Origin of the sequence: Corallococcus sp. CA041A (assembly GCF_003612075.1) — a bacterium.
In the GTDB taxonomy this organism is placed as follows: domain Bacteria; phylum Myxococcota; class Myxococcia; order Myxococcales; family Myxococcaceae; genus Corallococcus; species Corallococcus exiguus.
This window is the reverse complement of sequence record NZ_RAWF01000097.1, coordinates 1-18028: the sequence shown is the minus strand read 5'-3', so window position 1 is coordinate 18028 and position 18028 is coordinate 1. Positions and strand designations below refer to the sequence as shown.

12 protein-coding genes are annotated in these 18028 nt (G+C 70.7%); 8 read left to right on the top strand and 4 right to left on the bottom strand.

What is annotated here, in order from left to right:
- The first annotated feature begins 54 nt into the window (after window positions 1–54).
- From D7V77_RS18820 to D7V77_RS18805, 4 genes are all read left to right on the top strand, one after another.
- Window positions 55–534: a hypothetical protein gene (locus D7V77_RS18820; protein ID WP_120577666.1), complete on the top strand. Its 480-nt coding sequence runs from the start codon at window positions 55–57 to the stop codon at window positions 532–534.
- Window positions 531–1112: a hypothetical protein gene (locus D7V77_RS44775; RefSeq protein ID WP_233597096.1), complete on the top strand. Its 582-nt coding sequence runs from the start codon at window positions 531–533 to the stop codon at window positions 1110–1112. Before D7V77_RS18820 ends, D7V77_RS44775 begins: the two co-directional genes overlap by 4 nt.
- Before the next feature lie 132 nt (window positions 1113–1244).
- Window positions 1245–4448: a TonB-dependent receptor gene (locus tag D7V77_RS18810; protein WP_120577665.1), complete on the top strand. Its 3204-nt coding sequence runs from the start codon at window positions 1245–1247 to the stop codon at window positions 4446–4448.
- 40 nt (window positions 4449–4488) lie between these two features.
- Entirely contained in the window at window positions 4489–5241 is a 753-nt protein-coding gene (locus D7V77_RS18805; RefSeq protein WP_233597095.1) for a hypothetical protein, read from the top strand.
- On the opposite strand, the gene D7V77_RS18800 is transcribed toward D7V77_RS18805, so the two are convergent.
- Window positions 5213–5926, bottom strand: a complete 714-nt coding sequence (locus D7V77_RS18800; RefSeq protein ID WP_120577663.1) for an HAD family phosphatase — start codon at window positions 5924–5926, stop codon at window positions 5213–5215. The two genes, D7V77_RS18805 and D7V77_RS18800, sit on opposite strands and share 29 nt — an antisense overlap.
- A 212-nt stretch (window positions 5927–6138) precedes the next feature.
- On the opposite strand from D7V77_RS18800, the gene D7V77_RS18795 reads away from it, so the two are divergent.
- The 4 genes from D7V77_RS18795 (at window position 6139) to D7V77_RS18780 (ending at window position 9191) form a co-directional block, all read left to right on the top strand.
- Window positions 6139–7782: a sigma 54-interacting transcriptional regulator gene (locus D7V77_RS18795; protein WP_120577662.1), complete on the top strand. Its 1644-nt coding sequence runs from the start codon at window positions 6139–6141 to the stop codon at window positions 7780–7782.
- A gap of 18 nt (window positions 7783–7800) precedes the next feature.
- Window positions 7801–8175: a hypothetical protein gene (locus D7V77_RS18790; RefSeq protein ID WP_233597094.1), complete on the top strand. Its 375-nt coding sequence runs from the start codon at window positions 7801–7803 to the stop codon at window positions 8173–8175.
- Between the two features lie 141 nt (window positions 8176–8316).
- A complete protein-coding gene (locus tag D7V77_RS18785; RefSeq protein ID WP_233597093.1) occupies window positions 8317–8694 on the top strand; it encodes a hypothetical protein in 378 nt (125 codons plus the stop codon).
- Between the two features lie 137 nt (window positions 8695–8831).
- On the top strand, window positions 8832–9191 hold the full coding sequence (locus tag D7V77_RS18780) for a hypothetical protein (protein WP_120577660.1): 360 nt from the start codon (window positions 8832–8834) through the stop codon (window positions 9189–9191).
- A gap of 5 nt (window positions 9192–9196) precedes the next feature.
- Here the strand turns inward: D7V77_RS18780 and D7V77_RS18775 are convergent, their stop codons facing one another.
- The 3 genes from D7V77_RS18775 to D7V77_RS18765 all read right to left on the bottom strand — a co-directional run bounded on the left by D7V77_RS18775 (window position 9197) and on the right by D7V77_RS18765 (window position 17874).
- Window positions 9197–12733 carry a serine/threonine-protein kinase gene (locus D7V77_RS18775; RefSeq protein ID WP_120577678.1) on the bottom strand — a complete coding sequence of 1179 codons (3537 nt, stop codon included), beginning with the start codon at window positions 12731–12733 and terminating at the stop codon, window positions 9197–9199.
- A gap of 122 nt (window positions 12734–12855) precedes the next feature.
- Window positions 12856–16092 carry a DUF4215 domain-containing protein gene (locus D7V77_RS18770; RefSeq protein WP_199733804.1) on the bottom strand — a complete coding sequence of 1079 codons (3237 nt, stop codon included), beginning with the start codon at window positions 16090–16092 and terminating at the stop codon, window positions 12856–12858.
- Window positions 16093–16104: 12 nt separating this feature from the next.
- A complete protein-coding gene (locus D7V77_RS18765; protein ID WP_120577658.1) occupies window positions 16105–17874 on the bottom strand; it encodes an OmpA family protein in 1770 nt (589 codons plus the stop codon).
- Window positions 17875–18028 lie beyond the last annotated feature (154 nt).

Below are 18028 nucleotides of genomic sequence, written 5' to 3'. Positions count from 1 at the left end.
TGGAGCTTTGAGAGGATTTTGAAGTGACGTCGGTGGCCTTCCGGGGGGAAGACCATGAACGCGACGAAGCGGGCGGTATCCCTGGTGCTGGCGTGGTTGCTCACGGGCTGCGCGATGAGGACCGGGACCGTGGTGGAGGGGAGCCTCCAGCCCCGGCACTTCCGGTTCGTCACGGTCATTGAACAGACAGAGCCAGGGCCAGGAGGCTGGAGAGAAGCCTGTGTCCATGTTCCGCTGCGACGGGACACGGGAGAAATCTTCAAGTGCACGCTGGGCGTCGGAATGCCCCTGGAGACAGCAGCGCTGGGAGCCATTCAGGTGGAACTGGCCCAACGCATCTCGGCGAATTGCGCCAATCTGGCGGCTCAGACCGTGTTCAGTTCGACCACGCCGGTGACAGCCCTCGGGCTCGCGTGTGAGGAGCTCAGGACCACCTTCGGGATCGGGCTTGATGGGGCCATCCTTGGCTCGCGAGTCAGGCAGCAGTGCCACCCAGCAACCCTCTCCTTCAACTCCAAGGCCAGGAAGCCATGACGCCTTCCGCCGAAGAATTGCTCGCGATTGCTCGTCTCTACTGGGGCACCGACCAAGCCTATGTCTTCCGGCAAGAACCCGGTCCCGAGGATCTTCGCTACCAAGCCCTCTGGGAGGAGAAGGATGTGGAAAGGCCCCGCTGGGGGGCCTTCGTGAAGACGCTTCGAGCAGCGATTCCCGATTGCGATGCCTGGGACTACGCGCCGGGACTGGCAAACCCCAGCTTCTGCGTGCTGGTCTACCCGCATCAGGCGAAGGACATGATGCGCCCGCAGATCACCTGGACGGTCGCCGGGTACCTCAGCATCTTGGCCCCCCTCTACACCGTGCACTGCGTTCGCCGGGTCTTCCTGGGGAAGCACCTCATGGAGTCGAAGGTCTTCCTCGGCCCCGTCCCGCTGGAGCTGCAAGGCATCGCGGACACCGTCGCCCGACACATCGAAGCTGAGTTCGGCGCCACCGCCCTGCCGCTCGAAGTCGCCCAGACGCCCGTTCCACTCTACGTCAACTTCATGAAGCCGCCGGAGACCACGCTCTTCCACGCGCTCTTCACCTCCGAGCCCGGGAACATCCTCTGAGCCCCCTCCTACCGGCCTGACGCAGCGGGCCAGCCGTTTTCCGCTCTGGCGGCAAAGTCTTTTTGATTTGGGCTGGTGGATTTCTCGCGTTTTGAGACAGAGTTCGCCGCCTTCGCCGGGAGGGGCGCAGACGTGCTCAGACGAATCTGTTTCATCCGTGGGCTGTGGCTCATGGTCGTGTTGTGGGGAGCAGGGGCCTGGGCCCAGGGCAACTCGGTCATCACCGGGACCCTGACGAACACGCTCGACAAGAAGCCGCTGGTGGATGTCGTGGTCACCGCCACCTCGCCCCAGTTGCAGGGCGAGCGCACCGTGCTCTCCGACAAGAGCGGCCTGTACCGCATCCCCCAGCTTCCGCCGGGCACGTACACGCTGCGCTTCGAGGCCCAGGGCTATCAGCCCTATGCCCGCGACGGCATCCTGCTGCGCATCGACCGCACCATCCGCTTCAACGCGGAGCTGGCTCCGGACTCCCTGAGCTCCGACGTCGAGGTCGTCGGCTCGCCTCCGACCCTGGACGTGGGCTCCAGCGCCGCGGGCGTCACCGTGGACCAGGACTTCATCCGCAACATCGCCGTCATCCGCCCCGGCACCAAGGGCTCCGCGTCCCGCTCCTTCGAGGGCCTGGCCGAACTGGCCCCCGGCGCCACCGAGGACCGCTACGGCGTGAGCATCAGCGGCAGCTCCTCACCTGAGAGCCAGTACGTCGTGGACGGCCTGTCCGTGAACGACCCCGGCGTGGGCACGCTGGGCACGCCCCTGTCCGTGGAGTTCGTGAAGGAGGTCAACATCATCACCGGCGGCTACATGCCGGAGTACGGCCGCTCCACCGGCGGCGTGCTCAACGTCGTCACCAAGTCCGGCTCCAACGAGTTCCACGGCTCCGTCTTCGCCAACTACGCGCCCGGCGCGTTCCAGACGTCCGGCAAGGAAATCCTGCGCGAAGGCAGCGTCATCTCCGCGCAGGGCAGCGCCCACAACCTGGGCGACTTCGGCTTCGACCTGGGCGGCCCCCTCCTCAAGGACAAGCTCTGGTTCTACGTGGGCGTCGCGCCGTCCTTCAATCGCATCCAGGTGGACCGCCAGCTCAGCAGCTACGAGCTGTGCTCGGAGGTGGACCCCGAGAACGGCTGCTCCGCCGTGGGCGCGCGCCGCAAGGACCCCACCACCGGCTTCTCCCAGGTGAACCCCATCGAAGGCAGCCGCACCCGCCGCTTCGCCGACGAGCGCAGCGTGCAGTACCTGGGCAAGCTCACCTACAACTTCAACCCGGACCACAGCCTGTCCGTGTCCGCGTTCGGCACGCCGCGCTCCTCCGGCGGCAGCGGCAAGTACTCCTTCAGCGACGACGGCGAGCCGGAGGTGTGCACCAGCCTGTCGTGCACCGCCTTCGTGCAGGGCGCGTATGAAGCCATCGCCACCCGGCGCAGCAACAGCGCCATGGACATCGTCGCGAAGCAGGCGTCGTCCTTCTTCGACAAGAAGCTGCTCGTGGACGCGACGCTCGGCTGGCACCACCAGGCGGACTCCATCCTCCCGTCGGACGGCTCCGGACTGGGCTCCGGCGAGGGCCTGTCCGCGAAGTCCAACATCGCCTGGCGCCGCACCCGCAACCCCGGGTACCACACCATCAACGAGTTCGAGACGCTCCCGTACGCGGACGCCTGCGGCACCACCCCCGAGGAGCAGCGGCTGCGCTGCCCCGTGACGGCCTACTCCACGGGCGGCCCCGGCACCATCAGCATCCAGCGCCTGGACCGCGTGCAGGGCAAGGTGATGGGCACGTACCTGCTGGAGGCCCTGGGCCACCACATCCTCAAGGCCGGCGCGGACGTCGAGCGGATGAGCTTCTACAACAACCGCGCGCGCACCGGCCTCACGCCCTGGCAGGAGTGCACCGGCGGCGACTGCTTCTTCAGCCTCAACCAGTACGGCTACCTGCAGGGCCCTGACATCCCGGTGTTCCTGCCCAACAAGGAAGGCACCTCCACGTCCACCACCGTGGGCGGCTTCCTCCAGGACAGCTGGTCCGTCATGGACAAGGTCACCGTCAACGTGGGCCTGCGCTACGACGTGCAGACCATCTACGGCCTGGACGGCGAGGTGGGCCTGCACCTGCCCAACCAGTGGTCCCCGCGCCTGGGCGTCATCTACGACCCGACGCAGAGTGGCCGCGCCAAGCTCTTCGCCAACTACGCGCGCTTCTTCGAGAACGTCCCCCTGGACATGGCGGACCTGTCCTTCCCGCAGCAGCAGCTGCTGTCCGCCACCTACGACTCGCCCCCGTGCGTTCCCTCCCGTGAGGATTCGCTGCTCGGGGACTGCACCCAGAACGTCAACCGCCAGCCCATTGGCAACCGCGAGAGCCCCAACCAGCTGTGGGACGCGCAGGGCGGCGACCGCGTGCCGGTGGATCCCCAGATTCGCGCCCAGTCCGCGGACGAGTTCGTGCTGGGCGGTGAGTACGAGCTCTTCACCGCGAGCCGCCTGGGCGCCACGTACACCCGGCGCTACCTCAACGACGTCATCGAGGACATGAGCCGCGACGACGGCAGCACCTTCTTCCTGGGCAACCCGGGCAAGGGCTACTCCACGGACTTCCCGCTGGCCCGGCGCGAGTACGACGCGGTCAACCTCTACTTCCAGCGCGCCTTCACCAACGGGTGGCTGGCCCAGGGCAGCTACACCTGGTCCACCCTGCGCGGGAACTACTCCGGCCTGTTCCGCGCGGACACCGGCCAGCTGTCCCCCAACCTCACGCGCGACTTCGACCTGGTGTCGCTCACCGTCAACCGCGAGGGCCAGCTGCCCGGAGACCGCACTCACTCGTTCAAGGTGTTCGCCGCGAAGGAGCTGGTGCTGGGGCCGAGCACCAGCATCAACGTGGGCGGCAACTACCGGGCGCGCTCCGGCGCGCCGCTCAACTACCTGGGCGCGCACCCGCGCCGCAGCGGTTCGGAGACGTTCATCCTGCCGCGCGGCAGCGCGGGGCGGCTGCCCTGGGTGCACGGCGTGGACGGGCACGTGGGCCTCAACCAGCGGCTGGTGAAGGACTACGTCCTCACGGTGTCCCTGGACGTGTTCAACCTCTTCAACTTCCAGCAGTACACGGACGTGGACCAGACCTTCACCACCACGCGCGTCTACGCCATCGAGCAGGGCGGCAAGCCGGACGACCTCACCGCCTGCCTCACCAACGGCAACCCCCACTGCAAGGTCATCTCCACCGCCACGAACCAGCCCATTGGCGAGGCGGACATCAACCCCAACTTCAAGCGGCCCACCGCCTACCAGGCTCCGCGCTCCATCCGCCTGGGCGCGAAGCTCAGCTTCTAGGTCTCGAGCCATGAGGACTCCCGCGATGAAGTTTCGTTGGATGGCAGTGAGTGCAGGGCTCGCGGCGGCGGCCGTCGCCGTGGGTGCGTGCGGCAGCGAACCGGAGCCCGAGTGCGTCGTGGCTCGCGCCGTGTCGGACGGCTCCACCGGCTCGTTCGCCGCGACGTACCAGCTCAAGCCCGGGCAGAACCCGGACAACGTCTGCGCGCAGCTGAAGCCAGAGCCGCTGGGGCTGCAGAAGTTCTTCAGCCCGGACCCGGCCGCGCCCGACACCGTGGGCGTGCGCAGCGCGCGGCTGGGCAAGTTGCTGGCGGACTTCGCGTCCCGGCTGACGGAGGACTCGAAGGCGACCGCCACCGCGGTGGGCCCCTTCGCCTCCGTGACGCCGGGGGCGGACCACTTCTGCTCGGTGCCGGCCCTGACGCCCACGCGGCTGGAGGTGCCCGCTTCCACGGCGCCTGACGGCGGCCCGCTGCCCGCGCAGGACTTCGGCTACGCGTGGAGCAACCTGCGCATCTACAACACGCCAGAGATTCCGGGCACGCAGTTCACCGCGGACCTCGTGTACTCGGAGAACGGCTGCAGCGCCGAGTACACCGTGAAGGGCATCTGGCCGGTGGTGAAGTGCCAGAACAGCGCCACGAAGCTGCCGGACGACGCGCTGTGCGACCCGTACGCGGACTACGACGCGGGCCGGCTGCGCGGCTCCGGCATCAACCCGCTGTTCCCCGTGAAGTGCGACCCGGACGCGCTCATCTGCGTGCTCACGGGTGAGGTGCCGTCGGCGCCGTGAAGCCGTGACTTCCGGGACGCAGCGCCTGCGGCAGGTCCCGGAAGTCCTTCACCAGCCAGTCCGGCCGCTCGCGCACCAGGACCTCGCGCGGGAACGACGTGGCGACGGCGACACACGCCGCGCCCGCGGCCCGCGCGGCCCTCAGCCCCGCCACCGCGTCCTCGAACACCACGCACGCGTGCGGCGGGACGCCCAGCGCGGCGGAGGCCTTGAGGTACACCTCGGGATCCGGCTTGCCCCGCGACACGTCCGTGGACGTCACGCGCACGGGGAACAGGTGCTCCAGCCCCACGCGCTCCAGGGCCCGCTCCGCGTTCTGGGCCAGGGCGCTCGTGCCCAGGGCCCAGGGCACGCCCGCCCGCTTCAAGGACATCAGGTAGGCGCCCACGCCGGGGACGGGGGACACCGGCTCGTGGTCGAGCAGCCGGTGGAAGGCCCGCTCCCGGTCGTCCGTGAGCACGGCCACCTGCTCGTCATCCAACTCCGCGCCGAACCACGCGCGCAGCGTCTCCCCGGCCCGCAGGCCATTGGTGGCGAGCAGCTGCTCGCGCGTGGGCACGTAGCCCCGCTCGCGAGCGAACTCATCCCAGACGCGGTAGTGCAGTTCGGTCGTGTCGATGACGACGCCGTCCAGGTCGAAGAGGACGGCGCCGAAGACAGGGATGTTCGAGTTCGATGGAGTCATGAAGGTCGCGCTCCCTCTCGAAGAACCACACGGCACGCGCCACAAACCTATTCATTGGATGGGGCGCGGGCGTGGCTCCCGCTCCTACGGCCCGTGCCCACCTTGCGAGCAGACGTAGGGACGGCTCCCCGCCGGAGCAGGTAGGAGCGCGAAGGAACGCCGCCTGCCAGGCCCCGGGGCAGCCAGCCCGTTGTAGGCTGCCTGGGAGGTCCATGCCGCTCAAGAACCCCACGAACTTCTCCACGACCGCCGTCCGCACCCAGGGCACGCCTTCACAGGCCGCCCAGGTGATGCCGGCGTTGACGCTCATTGGCCATGCCCAGCCCCAGCGCATCGGGGAGCGGCTGCTGCTGGACGGGTTGCTGTCCGGAGAGCGCGCGGTGGCCCTGTCCCGCAACGCACCGGACTTCAGCCGTCCGGGGGCGGTGCTGGCGTTGCCCCTGGGTGACCCCTTCCTCAGCCGGACTCCGGTGCGCTTCGAGGCGGGGACGGACGGCAGCGTGCGGCTGCGGGTGCCGGAGGGAGGGACGCCGGTGTGGGTGGGCAGTGAGCCGGTGCGCGGCGGGCGGGAGTTCCCCGCGCAGGCGCTGGTGGCGGGCGTGCCGCTGGTGCTCGCCGGGCGCGTGGCGCTGCTGCTGCACCAGGCCACCGTGCGCGGCGCCAGTGCCCAGACGGAGCTGGCGGGGCTGGGCATGGTGGGCGACAGCGAGGGCGTCGTCCGCGTGCGCGAGGACGTGCTGCGCGTGGCCGACCTCCTGGTCCCCGTGCTGGTGCGGGGCGAGACGGGCACGGGCAAGGAGCTGGTGGCGAGAGCGCTCCACGCGCGGAGCCCGCGCCGCGCCGGGCCCTTCGTCAGCGTCAACCTGGGCGCCCTGGCCAAGGACCTCATCGCCGCGGAGCTGTTCGGCGCGGTGCGGGGTGCGTTCACCGGCGCCGCGCGCGACCGGGAGGGTTTCTTCCGCGCGGCCCACGGCGGCACGCTCTTCCTGGACGAGGTGGCGGAGGCGCCCCCGGAGGTCCAGGCGGCGCTGCTGCGCGTGCTGGAGACCCAGGAGGTCTATCCCGTGGGTGCGCAGACCCCGGTGCGCGTGGACGTGCGGCTCGTCACCGCCACGGACGCGGACCTGGAGGCGCACATCCGCGACGGCCACTTCAAGGCCCCGCTGCTGCACCGGCTGGCGGGCTTCGAAATCACCGTGCCGCCGCTGCGCGAGCGCCGCGAGGACATCGCGCCGCTGTTCCTCCACTTCGCGCGCCAGGAGCTGGAGTCCACGGGCGAGGCAGGGCGGCTGAGCTCCTCGGATGCGCGCGCGGAGCCGTGGCTGCCCGCGTCGCTCGCCGCGCGGCTGGTGCGCTCCGCGTGGCCCGGCAACGTGCGCCAGCTTCGCAACGTCGCGCGGCAGCTCGTGATTGGAAGCCGGGGCCTGCCAGGGCTGCGCGTGGATGCGCGGCTGGAGCAGTCACTGGACGCCGACGCGCTCCCCATCCCCGGACAACCCCTGACCGAGCGGTCGCCCTCCCCTGCCTCGGAGGACACGCCCGCGCCTTCGGAGACGCGCGCACCCGCGCGGCGCAAGCCGTCGGAGGTGAGCGAGCAGGAGGTGCTGGAGGCCCTGCGTGCCTGCGCGTGGGACTTGAAGGCCACGGCGGACTGGCTGGGCATCCCGCGCTCCTCCGTGTACGTGCTCATCGACAAGAGCTCGCTCCTGCGGACCGCGCGCGACCTGAGCCCGGAGGAGATCACCCGCTGCTTCCACGAATGCGAGGGCGACCTGGACCGCATGGTGCAGAAGCTGGAGGTCTCCCGCCGCGCGCTCCATCGCCGCGTGCGTGAGCTGGGATTGGACGCGAGCTGAGCTGGTACGGCGTCTGCAATGTCCACCCGCACCATGCCCACCAACACCATCACCATCGACGTCTCCACGACCCCTGTCAGCTACAGCCCCAGCCCCGATGTGAAGCACGGCGACAAGGTGGTCTTCACGTTGGGCAACGCGGTCAGCGCCACCGCCACCGTGACGTTCCCCGACGGCACCTGCCTCACCACGTCCGGCCCGTACACGCTGGGAGGCGCGACGATGGCGACCTCGCCCCTGACCGTCGCCCTGACGGCCTCGCGCGGGGTCTATGCCTTCGACGTCGACTTCAACAACGGCCAGGAATCCCAGGCCCGCAAGGGCCACGAGTGGGACAGGAAGAACGGCGGCATCGACGTGACCAGCGACCCGCCGAAGGAGCTGCTCCGGTAGACGCCGGACACGTCAGCTCCCGGACCGTGACGTGTCACTGACACGTCCGGGAGCGCGCGTCCGCTGTCGCAGCCGTGAAACATCAGAGCCACCATTCAAGACATGCATGTTGGTACGGGGGCTGCAATGCTGCGCGGACCTATGGCCAACATCACAGTCGACCTCTCCACGGTTCCCGTCACCTACAGCCCCGGTCCGGAAGTGAAACACGGTGACACGGTGATCTTCTCGCTGGGCAGCTACCCTCCGGGCGCGACCGCCACCATCACGTTCCCCCACGGGAACTGCCTCACCGTTTCCGCCTCGAACCCGTACCCGTACGAGCTCGGAGGGACCCACGCGCTGGCGACCTCCCCGCTGATCGTCTCGATGACGGCGCTGAAGCGGATCTACGAATTCGACGCGACCATCGACGATGGGTCGAGCACCCGGAGCGCGGACAAGGTCGGTCCGCTCAAGCTGGACCGGAAGAACGGCGGCATCGACGTGACCAGCGACCCGCCGGAGAAGCGCGCCTAACCGGCGGACACGTCAGCCCCGGACCGTGCCCTGTCATTGACGTGTCCGGGGTCCTGCCCCGTGTCGCGGCCGTGAAACATCCCAGCGGTGTTCACGGTCCGCGCACTGGTACAGGCGATGCAATGCAGTCCGGGCCCATGGCCCTCATGACAGTGACTCTCTCCCCCAAGGACATCACCTACGACCCGTCGCCGGAGGTGAAGCACGGCGACCTGGTGGTCTTCGTGATGGCTGGTTACGCGGCTGACGCCACCGCGATCGTGTCGTTCCACCACGATGATTGCTTCACCGCGCGGAGCCCGTTCAAGCTGACCAGCGACAACGCGGTGCCCGTGCCGCTGACCGTCGCCCCCCACGCGAAGCGAGGGAGGCATCCCTTCCAGGTGAGAATCCATTCTCGCAAGGTCCAGGACGACAGCTCCATCGAGGGGCAATCGGACCGCAAGAACGGCGGCATCGACGTGACGAGCGATCCGCCGGTGGAGGTCCGCCGGTAGCGTCCTCAGGGCGTGGGTGCGTCGACCACGCTCTCCGGGGTCGGGGTGCGAAGCGCCACCAGTCCGTCCCTCACCTCACGCGCCCGGCTCCACCGGGGGCGGGCCGCCACCACCGCGTCGGCCAGCGCCAGTCCCCGCGTCAGCCCGGCCGCCGCGTCCTGCCCTTCACGGATGCGCCACCGCGCCCATGCGCCGTGAAGCTCCGCCGCCGCGAGCCGGTACTCCAGCCTGGGGTCGAGCTTCAGCGCCTCCTCGAAGGCCTCCGCCGCGCGCGTGAACTCGCCGTCCGCCGCCCCGTGGCCCCGCGCCATCCAACGCGCACGGACGCCGGAGGCCTCCGCCAGGTAGCGCCAGGCATTGCCCAGGCGCGGGTTCTGCTCGCGGGCCCGGTTCAGCGCCGTCTCCGCCTTCGTCAGGTCCGCCGCCGGGTCTCGTGACTGTGACAGCGTCCACGCCGCGTGGCGCACCCAGGCCTTGCCCAGGTTCGCCAGCAGGTCCGCGTCGTCCGGCAGCCGCTTCAACGCCTCCGAGTAGTCGTCCACCGCGGCGCGCAGCGCGACGCTCGGGTCCTCGCCCTTCGCGAGCTGGAGCTCCGCGCGGAAGACCTCCCACTCGCCCAGGTTGTTGAAGGCGAAGCCCTGCGTGGGCGCCAGGGCGCGGGCCTTCTCGAAGGACGCCTTCGCCTCGTCGAGCAGGGCCTTCGTGTCGCCGCCCTCCTCCGCGCGCAGCTCCGCCTGCCAGAACACCGCGGAGCCCAGCGCGTTGTGGAGCGCGGGCTGCTTCGCGTTGAGCGCCAGCCCCTGCCGGTACAGCGTCAGGGCGCGCTCCAGGTCCACGCTCACGTCCTCGCCCTTCAGGTAGCGGGCTCGCGCGAGCTGCTCCGCCACCTCCGCGCCGTTGAAGCACGCGCTGAAGTTGTCCGGGTTGAGGGACAGGGCCCGCGTGAGCGCGCTGTTCGCGAGGCGCAGGTCGCCCATCGCATCCGGCGCGTTCCGGGCGTCCGCCCGCTTGCGGTACGCGACGCCCAGGTTGATCCACGAGAACGGCTGCTGCTCGCTCAGCTGGAGCGCGGCCTGGTACTCAGTGATGGCCTGGTCCAACAGCGGCAGCGGGTCTCCGCCGCGCGCGGCCTCCGCGTCCGCCTGCCCCTGCCACGCGAGCCCCAGGTTGGCGTGGAACGCGTAGTCGCGGTCCTCCGGGCGCAGCTGTTCGAAGGAGGCAATCGCGAGCTTCAGCTGTCCGCGCGGGTCCTCTCCGCGCAGCTGCTGGTAGCGCGCCCACTGGCGATGCGTCAGGGCCCGCTCCAGCGGGATGCGTTCGCTCGGCGTGGCCACGGCCTCCGCGGTGCGCAGCGCGGCCAGGGACTTCTCCAGCAGCGCCTCCACGCCCTCCCCGCCCTGGTTCGTGCGCTGCTCCGCGAGCCGGCGGTGGAAGCGCGACACCAGCACCAGCGAGCGGGCATGGTCCGGCGCGGCGGCGAGCGCGCGAGACAGCGCCTCCAGGCCCCGCTCGTAGTGCGGCAGGATGTTTCCCTCGCCGTACAGCTCCATCACCAGCGCGGCCAGCTCCAGCCGCCCCAGCACCGAGTGCACCACGGGCTGGCTCTCCGCCGTGGCGACAGCGGCGGCGTACGCCTCGCGGCTCAGCGCCAGGTCCGCCTGCGAACCCGCGCGGTCCCCGCCGTTCCAGCGCCGCGTGGCGCGTGCGAGCAGGATGTCGCCACGCAGCAGCGGCGCCTCGTAGAACCACGGCGACTGCGTGCCCGGCGCGTCCAGCAGCGCCAACGCGTCCTCCGGCCGGTCCTCATAGAAGGCGAACAAAGCCTTCACGAACGACGGCGGCGCGGGCACGTCCGGCCCCTCCGCCTGGCGCAGGTACGCGAGCGCCGGGTCGCGGTAGCGCCCGTTCAACTCCTTGAGCCGGGCCTCGCGCTGCGCGGGGGCTCGGCGCTCCACGTCCAGCAGCAGCTGCTCGCGGTACAGGTGGCCCAGCGTCTGCGCCAGCGCCCAGGCCACGCGGGGCTCGCGGAAGCCGTGCGCCCACGCGGACTCCAGCTTCGCGCGCGCGCCGTCCAGGTCATCCAGCGCGAACAGGGCGCGGCCCAGCGCGTACTCACCGGGGCCCACCGCCTGCTCGCCCGCGCGGGAAATCTCCTGCTCCAGCGCGGCCATGCTCGCGCGCAGCGCCTCGCGGTCCTTGCGCGTGTCGTGCAGGCGCGACAGGGCGGAGTAGCGCGCCGAGGACTCGATGCGCTCCACGCGCTCGGTGAAGGCGCGGGCCAGCCGCTCGCGTTCGGCCACCTCTCCGCGCGCGAGCTGCGCTTGCGTGAGCGCGCCGGCCACCACCGCCACCACCGTGCCGCCCAGCGCCAGCGCCGCGCGGTGCTTGCGGACCTTCTTGCCCAGCCAGTAGCGCGCGCCATGGCGGGCTCGCACCGGCTCGCCGGACAGGAAGCGCTCCAGGTCGTCCGTGAAGGCGCGCACGGAGTCGTAGCGGAGCGGCCGCTCCTTCTCCAGGCACTTGAGGACCACCGCCTCCAGGTCCTCCGGGATGTCCGGCTCCAGCGCGCGCGGACGCGGAGGCGGCTCCGTCTGGAGCTTCGCGAGCACCTCCTTCTCCGTCCCGCCGGTGAAGGGAGGCTGCCCGGTGAGCAGCGCATATAATGTTGCGCCCAGCGCGTAGACGTCCGCGCGGCGGTCCAGGCGGTGGCCTTCACCGCGGGCCTGCTCGGGCGGCATGTAGTGCGGCGTGCCCAGCACCGCGTTCGGGGTGGTGCTGTCCTCGCGCCAGTCCCGCGCCAGGCCGAAGTCCATCACGAACGGGTGGAAGCCTCCGTCCTCCGTGCGCTCCACCAGGATGTTGCCGGGCTTCAGGTCTCGGTGGACCAGCCCCACGCGGTGCGCGGCGTGCACGCCCTCCGCGGCCTGGCACAGCACCCAGACGCGCTGCTCCAGCGTGAGCGAGTTGGAGAGCTGCCCCAGCGACGGGCCCTCCACGTAGCGCATGGCGATGAAGGCGTGCCCGCGCACCTCGCCCACTTCGTAGACCTCGCACACGCGCTCGTGGCGCACGCGGGCCTGGGCGCGGGCCTCGGACAGGAAGCGGCGGGCCAGCTCCGGGTCCCCGTCGCGCACGAACTTGAGGGCCACGTTGCGGCGCAACAGCGGGTCATAGGCCAGGAACACCTGCCCCATGCCGCCCTGCCCCAGGAAGCGCACGGGCTCGTAGCGGTCCCAGCCGGGCACCGGGAACGAGGGCACGCCATGCACACCCAGCGAGGACGGAATCGCCGTGCCCAGCGTGGCGGCCTCCTGGATGGGCGCTTCACCCCGGTCCGTGACGCCGCGAGCCAGGTCCTGCCGCAAGAGGTCCAGGGTGTCCTCCGTCAGCCGGCCCCGCTCCTTCAACAGCTCCAGGGGCCCGCGGTGCAGGCGAAGGGCCTCCTCGCGCAGGGCCGCCGCCTCCTCGGAGGACAGCAGCCCCTCGTCCAGCGCGAGCAGGACCTCCTCCTCGTAAGACGCTTGATGACCTGCCCCGGGCACGGACGAAGCATACGGGGAAGGCAGGGGGACGCGGGAGCGCCGCCGGAAGGGCGCCATGAGAGGGAGCGAGGGGGCGCTCCCGGGAAGGGGGTAGGCCCTCCCCTCCGGCGGGCTCCGCGAGGCTATGCGGCGCGGCGCTGACGGCGGCGCAGCCCCGGCACTCCCATCAGGCCCAGGAGGGCCAGCCAGGAGGCATCCGGCGCGGTGCTGCACCCGCCGCCCGCGAAGGCGCGCGTGTTCACCACCGTCCAGGTGTACTCCGCCGGGGTCGCATCCGTGTTGCCGCTGCCGTCCACCGCGCGGACACGCAGGACGTGGTCCCCGCTGCCGACGGTGTAGCTGTCACGGCACGGGCCCCAGGCGCCACCGTCGAGGCTGCACTCGAACGTGGAGCCCACTTCCGTGGAGGCGTACTCGAAGTCCGCCGTGCGGTCGGAGGTGGTCGGCGCCGGGCCCTTCACGATGGACGTGTCCGGGGCCTGGTTGTCCAGCACCACGCTGTCCACCACGAAGGGGACGGTGGCGGACGGAGGGCTGGTGATGCCCGCGGGCGATTCGGCAGTAGCCGTCACGCTGTGCGGGCCATCCGTCAGCGGCGTCGTGGGCACGCAGCTCCACTTGCCGGCCGCGTCCACGGTGGCGGTGCAGATGACGGTCGTGCCTTCACGCACCGTCACCAGCGCGCCGGGCTCGCCGGTGCCGGTGATGGCGGGCGTGCCGGTGGTCACCGTGGTGTTCGCCTCGGGGCCGGTGATGACCGGGGCCGGGACCTCCGTGTCCACGATGAAGGGGACGGCGGTGGACGGGGGGCTGGTGGTGCTCGTGGACGTCTCGGCCGTGGCCGTCACGTTGTGCGGGCCGTCCACCAGCGGCGTCGTGGGCGTGCAGGTCCAGTTGCCGGCCGCGTCCGCGGTGGCGGTGCAGACCACGGTGCCGCCCTCACGCACCGTCACCTGCGCGTTGGGCACGCTGGTGCCGGTGATGGGAGGCGTGCCGGTGGTCACGGTGGTGTTCGCCGTGGGGCCGGTGATGACCGGGGCCGGCGTCACGGGCTGGGGCTCCTGCGCCACGCACAACTGGGTGGACAGGTCGCAGTACGCCTCGCAGACGTTGGACGCGTTGCACGCCTGGCCCACCTCCAGCAGGCAGCGCGGCGAGCAGGTGTCTCCGCCCACCAGGTTGCCGTCGTCGCACACCTCGGCGCCCGCGCGGATGCCGTCGCCGCAGGTGGTGCCGCAGGCGCTGGGCGCGCCGTTGCAGCTGTAGCCCGGCTCCACGGCGCAGGTGGCGTTGCAGCCGTCGCCGCTGGCCGCGTTGCCGTCGTCGCACGACTCGCCCACGTCCACCGTGCCGTTGCCGCAGGTGTTGAAGCACACGTTGCCAGGGGCGGGGCAGCTCCAGCCCGGCTCCACGGCGCAGGTGGCGTTGCAGCCGTCGCCCGCCGTGGCGTTGCCGTCGTCGCACGCCTCGGAGCCCGCGCGGATGCCGTCGCCGCAGAGGGTGGCGCAGGTGCTGGGCTGACCCGAGCAGCTGTAGCCCGGCTCCACGCGGCAGCCATTGGAGCAGCCGTCGCCGGACGACTGGTCCGCGTCGTCGCAGGTCTCGTTCGGATCCAGGGCGCCGTTGCCGCACGACTGGACGCACACGGAGGGACCGTTGGACGGCGTGGAGCAGGCATAGCCGCCCTCCACGCGGCACTCGGTGGCGCAGCCGTCACCGGACGCGAGGTTGCCGTCGTCGCACTGCTCGCCCGGGTCCATGTGGCCGTTGCCGCACGTCTTCGCGCAGGGCTGGCCCGGCGTGGCGCAGGCATAGCCCAGCTCCAGGGTGCAGGCGTTGGAGCAGCCGTCGTTCAGGTTCGTGTTGCCGTCGTCGCACAGCTCACCGGCGTTGAGCACACCGTTACCGCACAGCGGGGCGCAGACGGACGGGGCGCCGTTGCAGGAGTAGCCCGTCTCGATGCGGCACGCCGCGGAGCAGCCGTCGGAGCTGAACACGTTGCCGTCGTCGCACTGCTCTCCCGCGTTGATGGCGCCGTTGCCGCAGGTGGCCGCGCAGGCCTGGCCCGGCGTGGGGCAGGCGTAGCCGTCTTCCACACGGCAGCTGGCGTTGCAGCCGTCATTGGCGGTGGTGTTGCCGTCGTCGCACTGCTCGCCGGGGTTCAGGTTGCCGTTGCCGCACGTCTTGGCGCAGGTGCTGGGCGCGCCGGCGCAGCCATAGCCGGCCTCGATGCCGCAGGTGGCGTTGCAGCCGTCGCCCGCCGTGGTGTTGCCGTCGTCGCACTCCTCGCGCGGGGAGACGGCGCCGTCACCGCAGCGGTCGTCGTAGGCATCCACGAAGAGGTAGCGGAAGGCGTTCGGCGGGCTGGCCTCGTTCTCGTTGCACAGCTCGATGCGGTTGAGGCCCGCGTGCCAGGCCGCGTTGGTGCCGAACTCGCGGAAGATGTTCTTCTGCCAGGGCTGGCCGGGCGGGTCATTCACGGTGACGGGCGTGATGGCCACGCCGTTCACCCTGGCGCCGTCGAACTGGTTGTCATTGAAGGTGGCCAGGCGCAGGCGGAACTGCGCGATGTGGGTCGTCGAGGGGATGAGGAAGTCCTGGTACACGCACGTCTGCGTGCCCTGCGCCGCCATGAAGCGCGCGGTCTGCATCTCCAGCGGCCAGTCGTTGGCGTTGCGCACGCCGGTGTCCGCGCCAGTGGTGGTGCCGGAGTAGAACCAGTGCGTATCCACCGCGCCCGTGGGCAGGCGGCGGTTCTGCGCGTCCACGCCGGTGTTGAACACCGCCACACCCGCCCTCACGCAGCGGCTGGGGCTGCCCGCGCAGGCGAAGCCGGGCTCCACTTCGCACTGGCGGCTGCAGCCGTCGCCCTCGAAGCGGTTGCCGTCGTCGCAGATCTCCTGCGCGTAGGACGGGTACTGGCGGTTGTCGAACGCGCCGTTGCCACACAGCGACAAATCACACGTCGCCGAACAGCCGTTGCTGCCGCTGGCGGTGTCGCCGTCGTCGCACAGCTCGCCGGTGTTCACCACGTTGTTGCCACACAGGCTCGCCAACGAGCACGCGTTGCCGGGCACGTTGCACAGGTAGCCCGCCTCCACGGTGCCGGTGGACGAACAGCCGTCCCCGCTCACCGTGTTGCCGTCGTCGCACTGCTCGCCGGGCTGGAGCCGGCCGTCACCCACGAGCGAGGACGCCTGGCTCGTGAGCACGGGTTCGGAGGCAGCGGGCCGCGGCGTGGCCGACTCGCAGCCCGCGAGGAGGAACAGCGAACACAGGGCCAGCGCGTGGAAGCCCGCGCTCAGGGCCATCCGGGGTGAATCACCCCGGACAAGGGAATGCATCAGGGTCTTGAACATGAACGGTCTGCCTTACTTCCGAAGGGTGTCGGGGGAAGAGGAGGAGGCCGGCGTCGTCTGCACGCCCTCGGCCTCTCCGACGATCTTGAACTCGACGCGGCGGTTCTTCGCACGGCCGTCCGCCTTCGCGTTGTCCGCGATGGGCTGCGTGGGCCCGAAGCCCTGCGCCACCAACCGCTCGCGCTGTACGCCCTTGCTCACGAGGTAGTCCACCACGGCCTCGGCGCGCTTCTGGGACAGCTCCAGGTTGTAGGAAGCCTTGCCGGTGTTGTCGGTGTGGCCTTCCACGCGCACCTTCTCGATGTCCGGATGGGACACGAGGATGGACGCGACCTTGTCGAGCACCGCGTTGCTGCGCTTCTGGATGACGGCCTTGTTGTTCTCGAAGAACACGGCCTCCATGATGCGGATGCTGCCGGAGTCGATGCGCGCGACGGGCGCCTCCTTGCAGCCGCCGTTGGCCTCGGTGCCGGGCTCGTCGGGGCAGTTGTCCAGGCGGTCCACGATGCCGTCGCCGTCACGGTCGGGCTCCACGTCCGGGCAGCCGTCCTTGTCCTTGTAGCCGTTGAACGTCTCCGGCTCCTTCGGGCACTGGTCCTTGGAGTCCACGATGCCGTCCCCGTCGGAGTCAGGGTCGTCCGGGCAGCCGTCCTCGTCCTCGAAGCCGTTCTTGTTCTCCGCCTGGGTGGGGCACTTGTCCGCCAGGTTGGGGATGCCGTCCTGGTCGTCGTCCTTGTCCGGGCAGCCCTGGAGCTGCGCCAGGCCGGCCGTCGTGGGGCACTGGTCGTCGCTGTTCTTCACGCCATCGCCGTCGGCATCCAGGTCGGGACACTCGGCGGCCACGTGGGGCTGGCCCGCGATACAGACGGGGCCCTTGGGCGCGGGAGGCGTGCCGAAGGACACACCGGCGAGCACGCGGAAGCGCGGCGTGCCTGGCGTCTGGCCAAAGCCCGGGCCGCCCATGACGTACACCTCGGTGCCGTCAGCGGTGGGGACGCGCAGGCCCAGGAGCGCTTCCATCGAGCTGGGCGAGTCCTGGGTGGGAATGGTGCCGCGCAGGATGACTTCTTCGCGCAGACCCCAGAGGGCGGCGGACAGGTTGACGCCGCCGTTCACCTCCACGCCCATCTCGTCGAGGTAGGGCTGCGTCTGCGGCGTCAGCGCGTACGTCTTCGTGCGCACGAGCGCGCCGACGTCCGCGCCCACGCGGAAGGTGCCGCCCAGCTGCTTGCCGGCGCCCAGGCGCGGGGAGAAGGTGAAGCCCTCGTCGCGGGTGAGGGCGGCCTTGCTGCCCAGGGGCAGGGCCGCGGCCAGGTGCAGACCCAGGTCCATCGGTCCGCCCCGGCTCTCGGAGAGGAAGCCCACGCGCGCCTGGACCCACGGCGTGCCGAGCGCGCTGGTGGTGGGACGGGACACGCCATTCGACGCGGTCTCCGGGCCCCACTGGGCGACGATGGGCACCTGCGCGCCCAATTCCAGCCAGTTCGTGAGGGAGTACGCCGCGGTGATGTGCGTCGTCACGCGGTTGGAGATGATGTCGGCCTGCCGCTCGTCGTTCTCCACCAGGACGAGGGGCCGGTTCTCGTAGTGCGCCGTCAACCCGATGCGGAACTGACCCGCGGGGAGCAGGTCACCGGTGGACAGCACGAGGCTGTCACGCATGGCGGGGTTGAGCTGCAGGCGCTCCAGTTCGATGCCCGGAATGGTGCTCTGGGCCTGGGCGCTGAAGGCGCAAAGGACGGCCAGTCCTCCGAGCCCCAGGTGATGCCTTCGTGCGAACAAGCGTTCCTCCACATGCACACGCGGACGCAAGAGCGTCGCGCGTCCCTTCGCCAGGCGAGGGGTACGCGGACGGTTGCACACCAGGGGCCAGGAGGTGTCAGGAAGACAACGTCCAGCAATCGCGCGGGGATGCGGCGGGGGGCCGGCCTCCCCG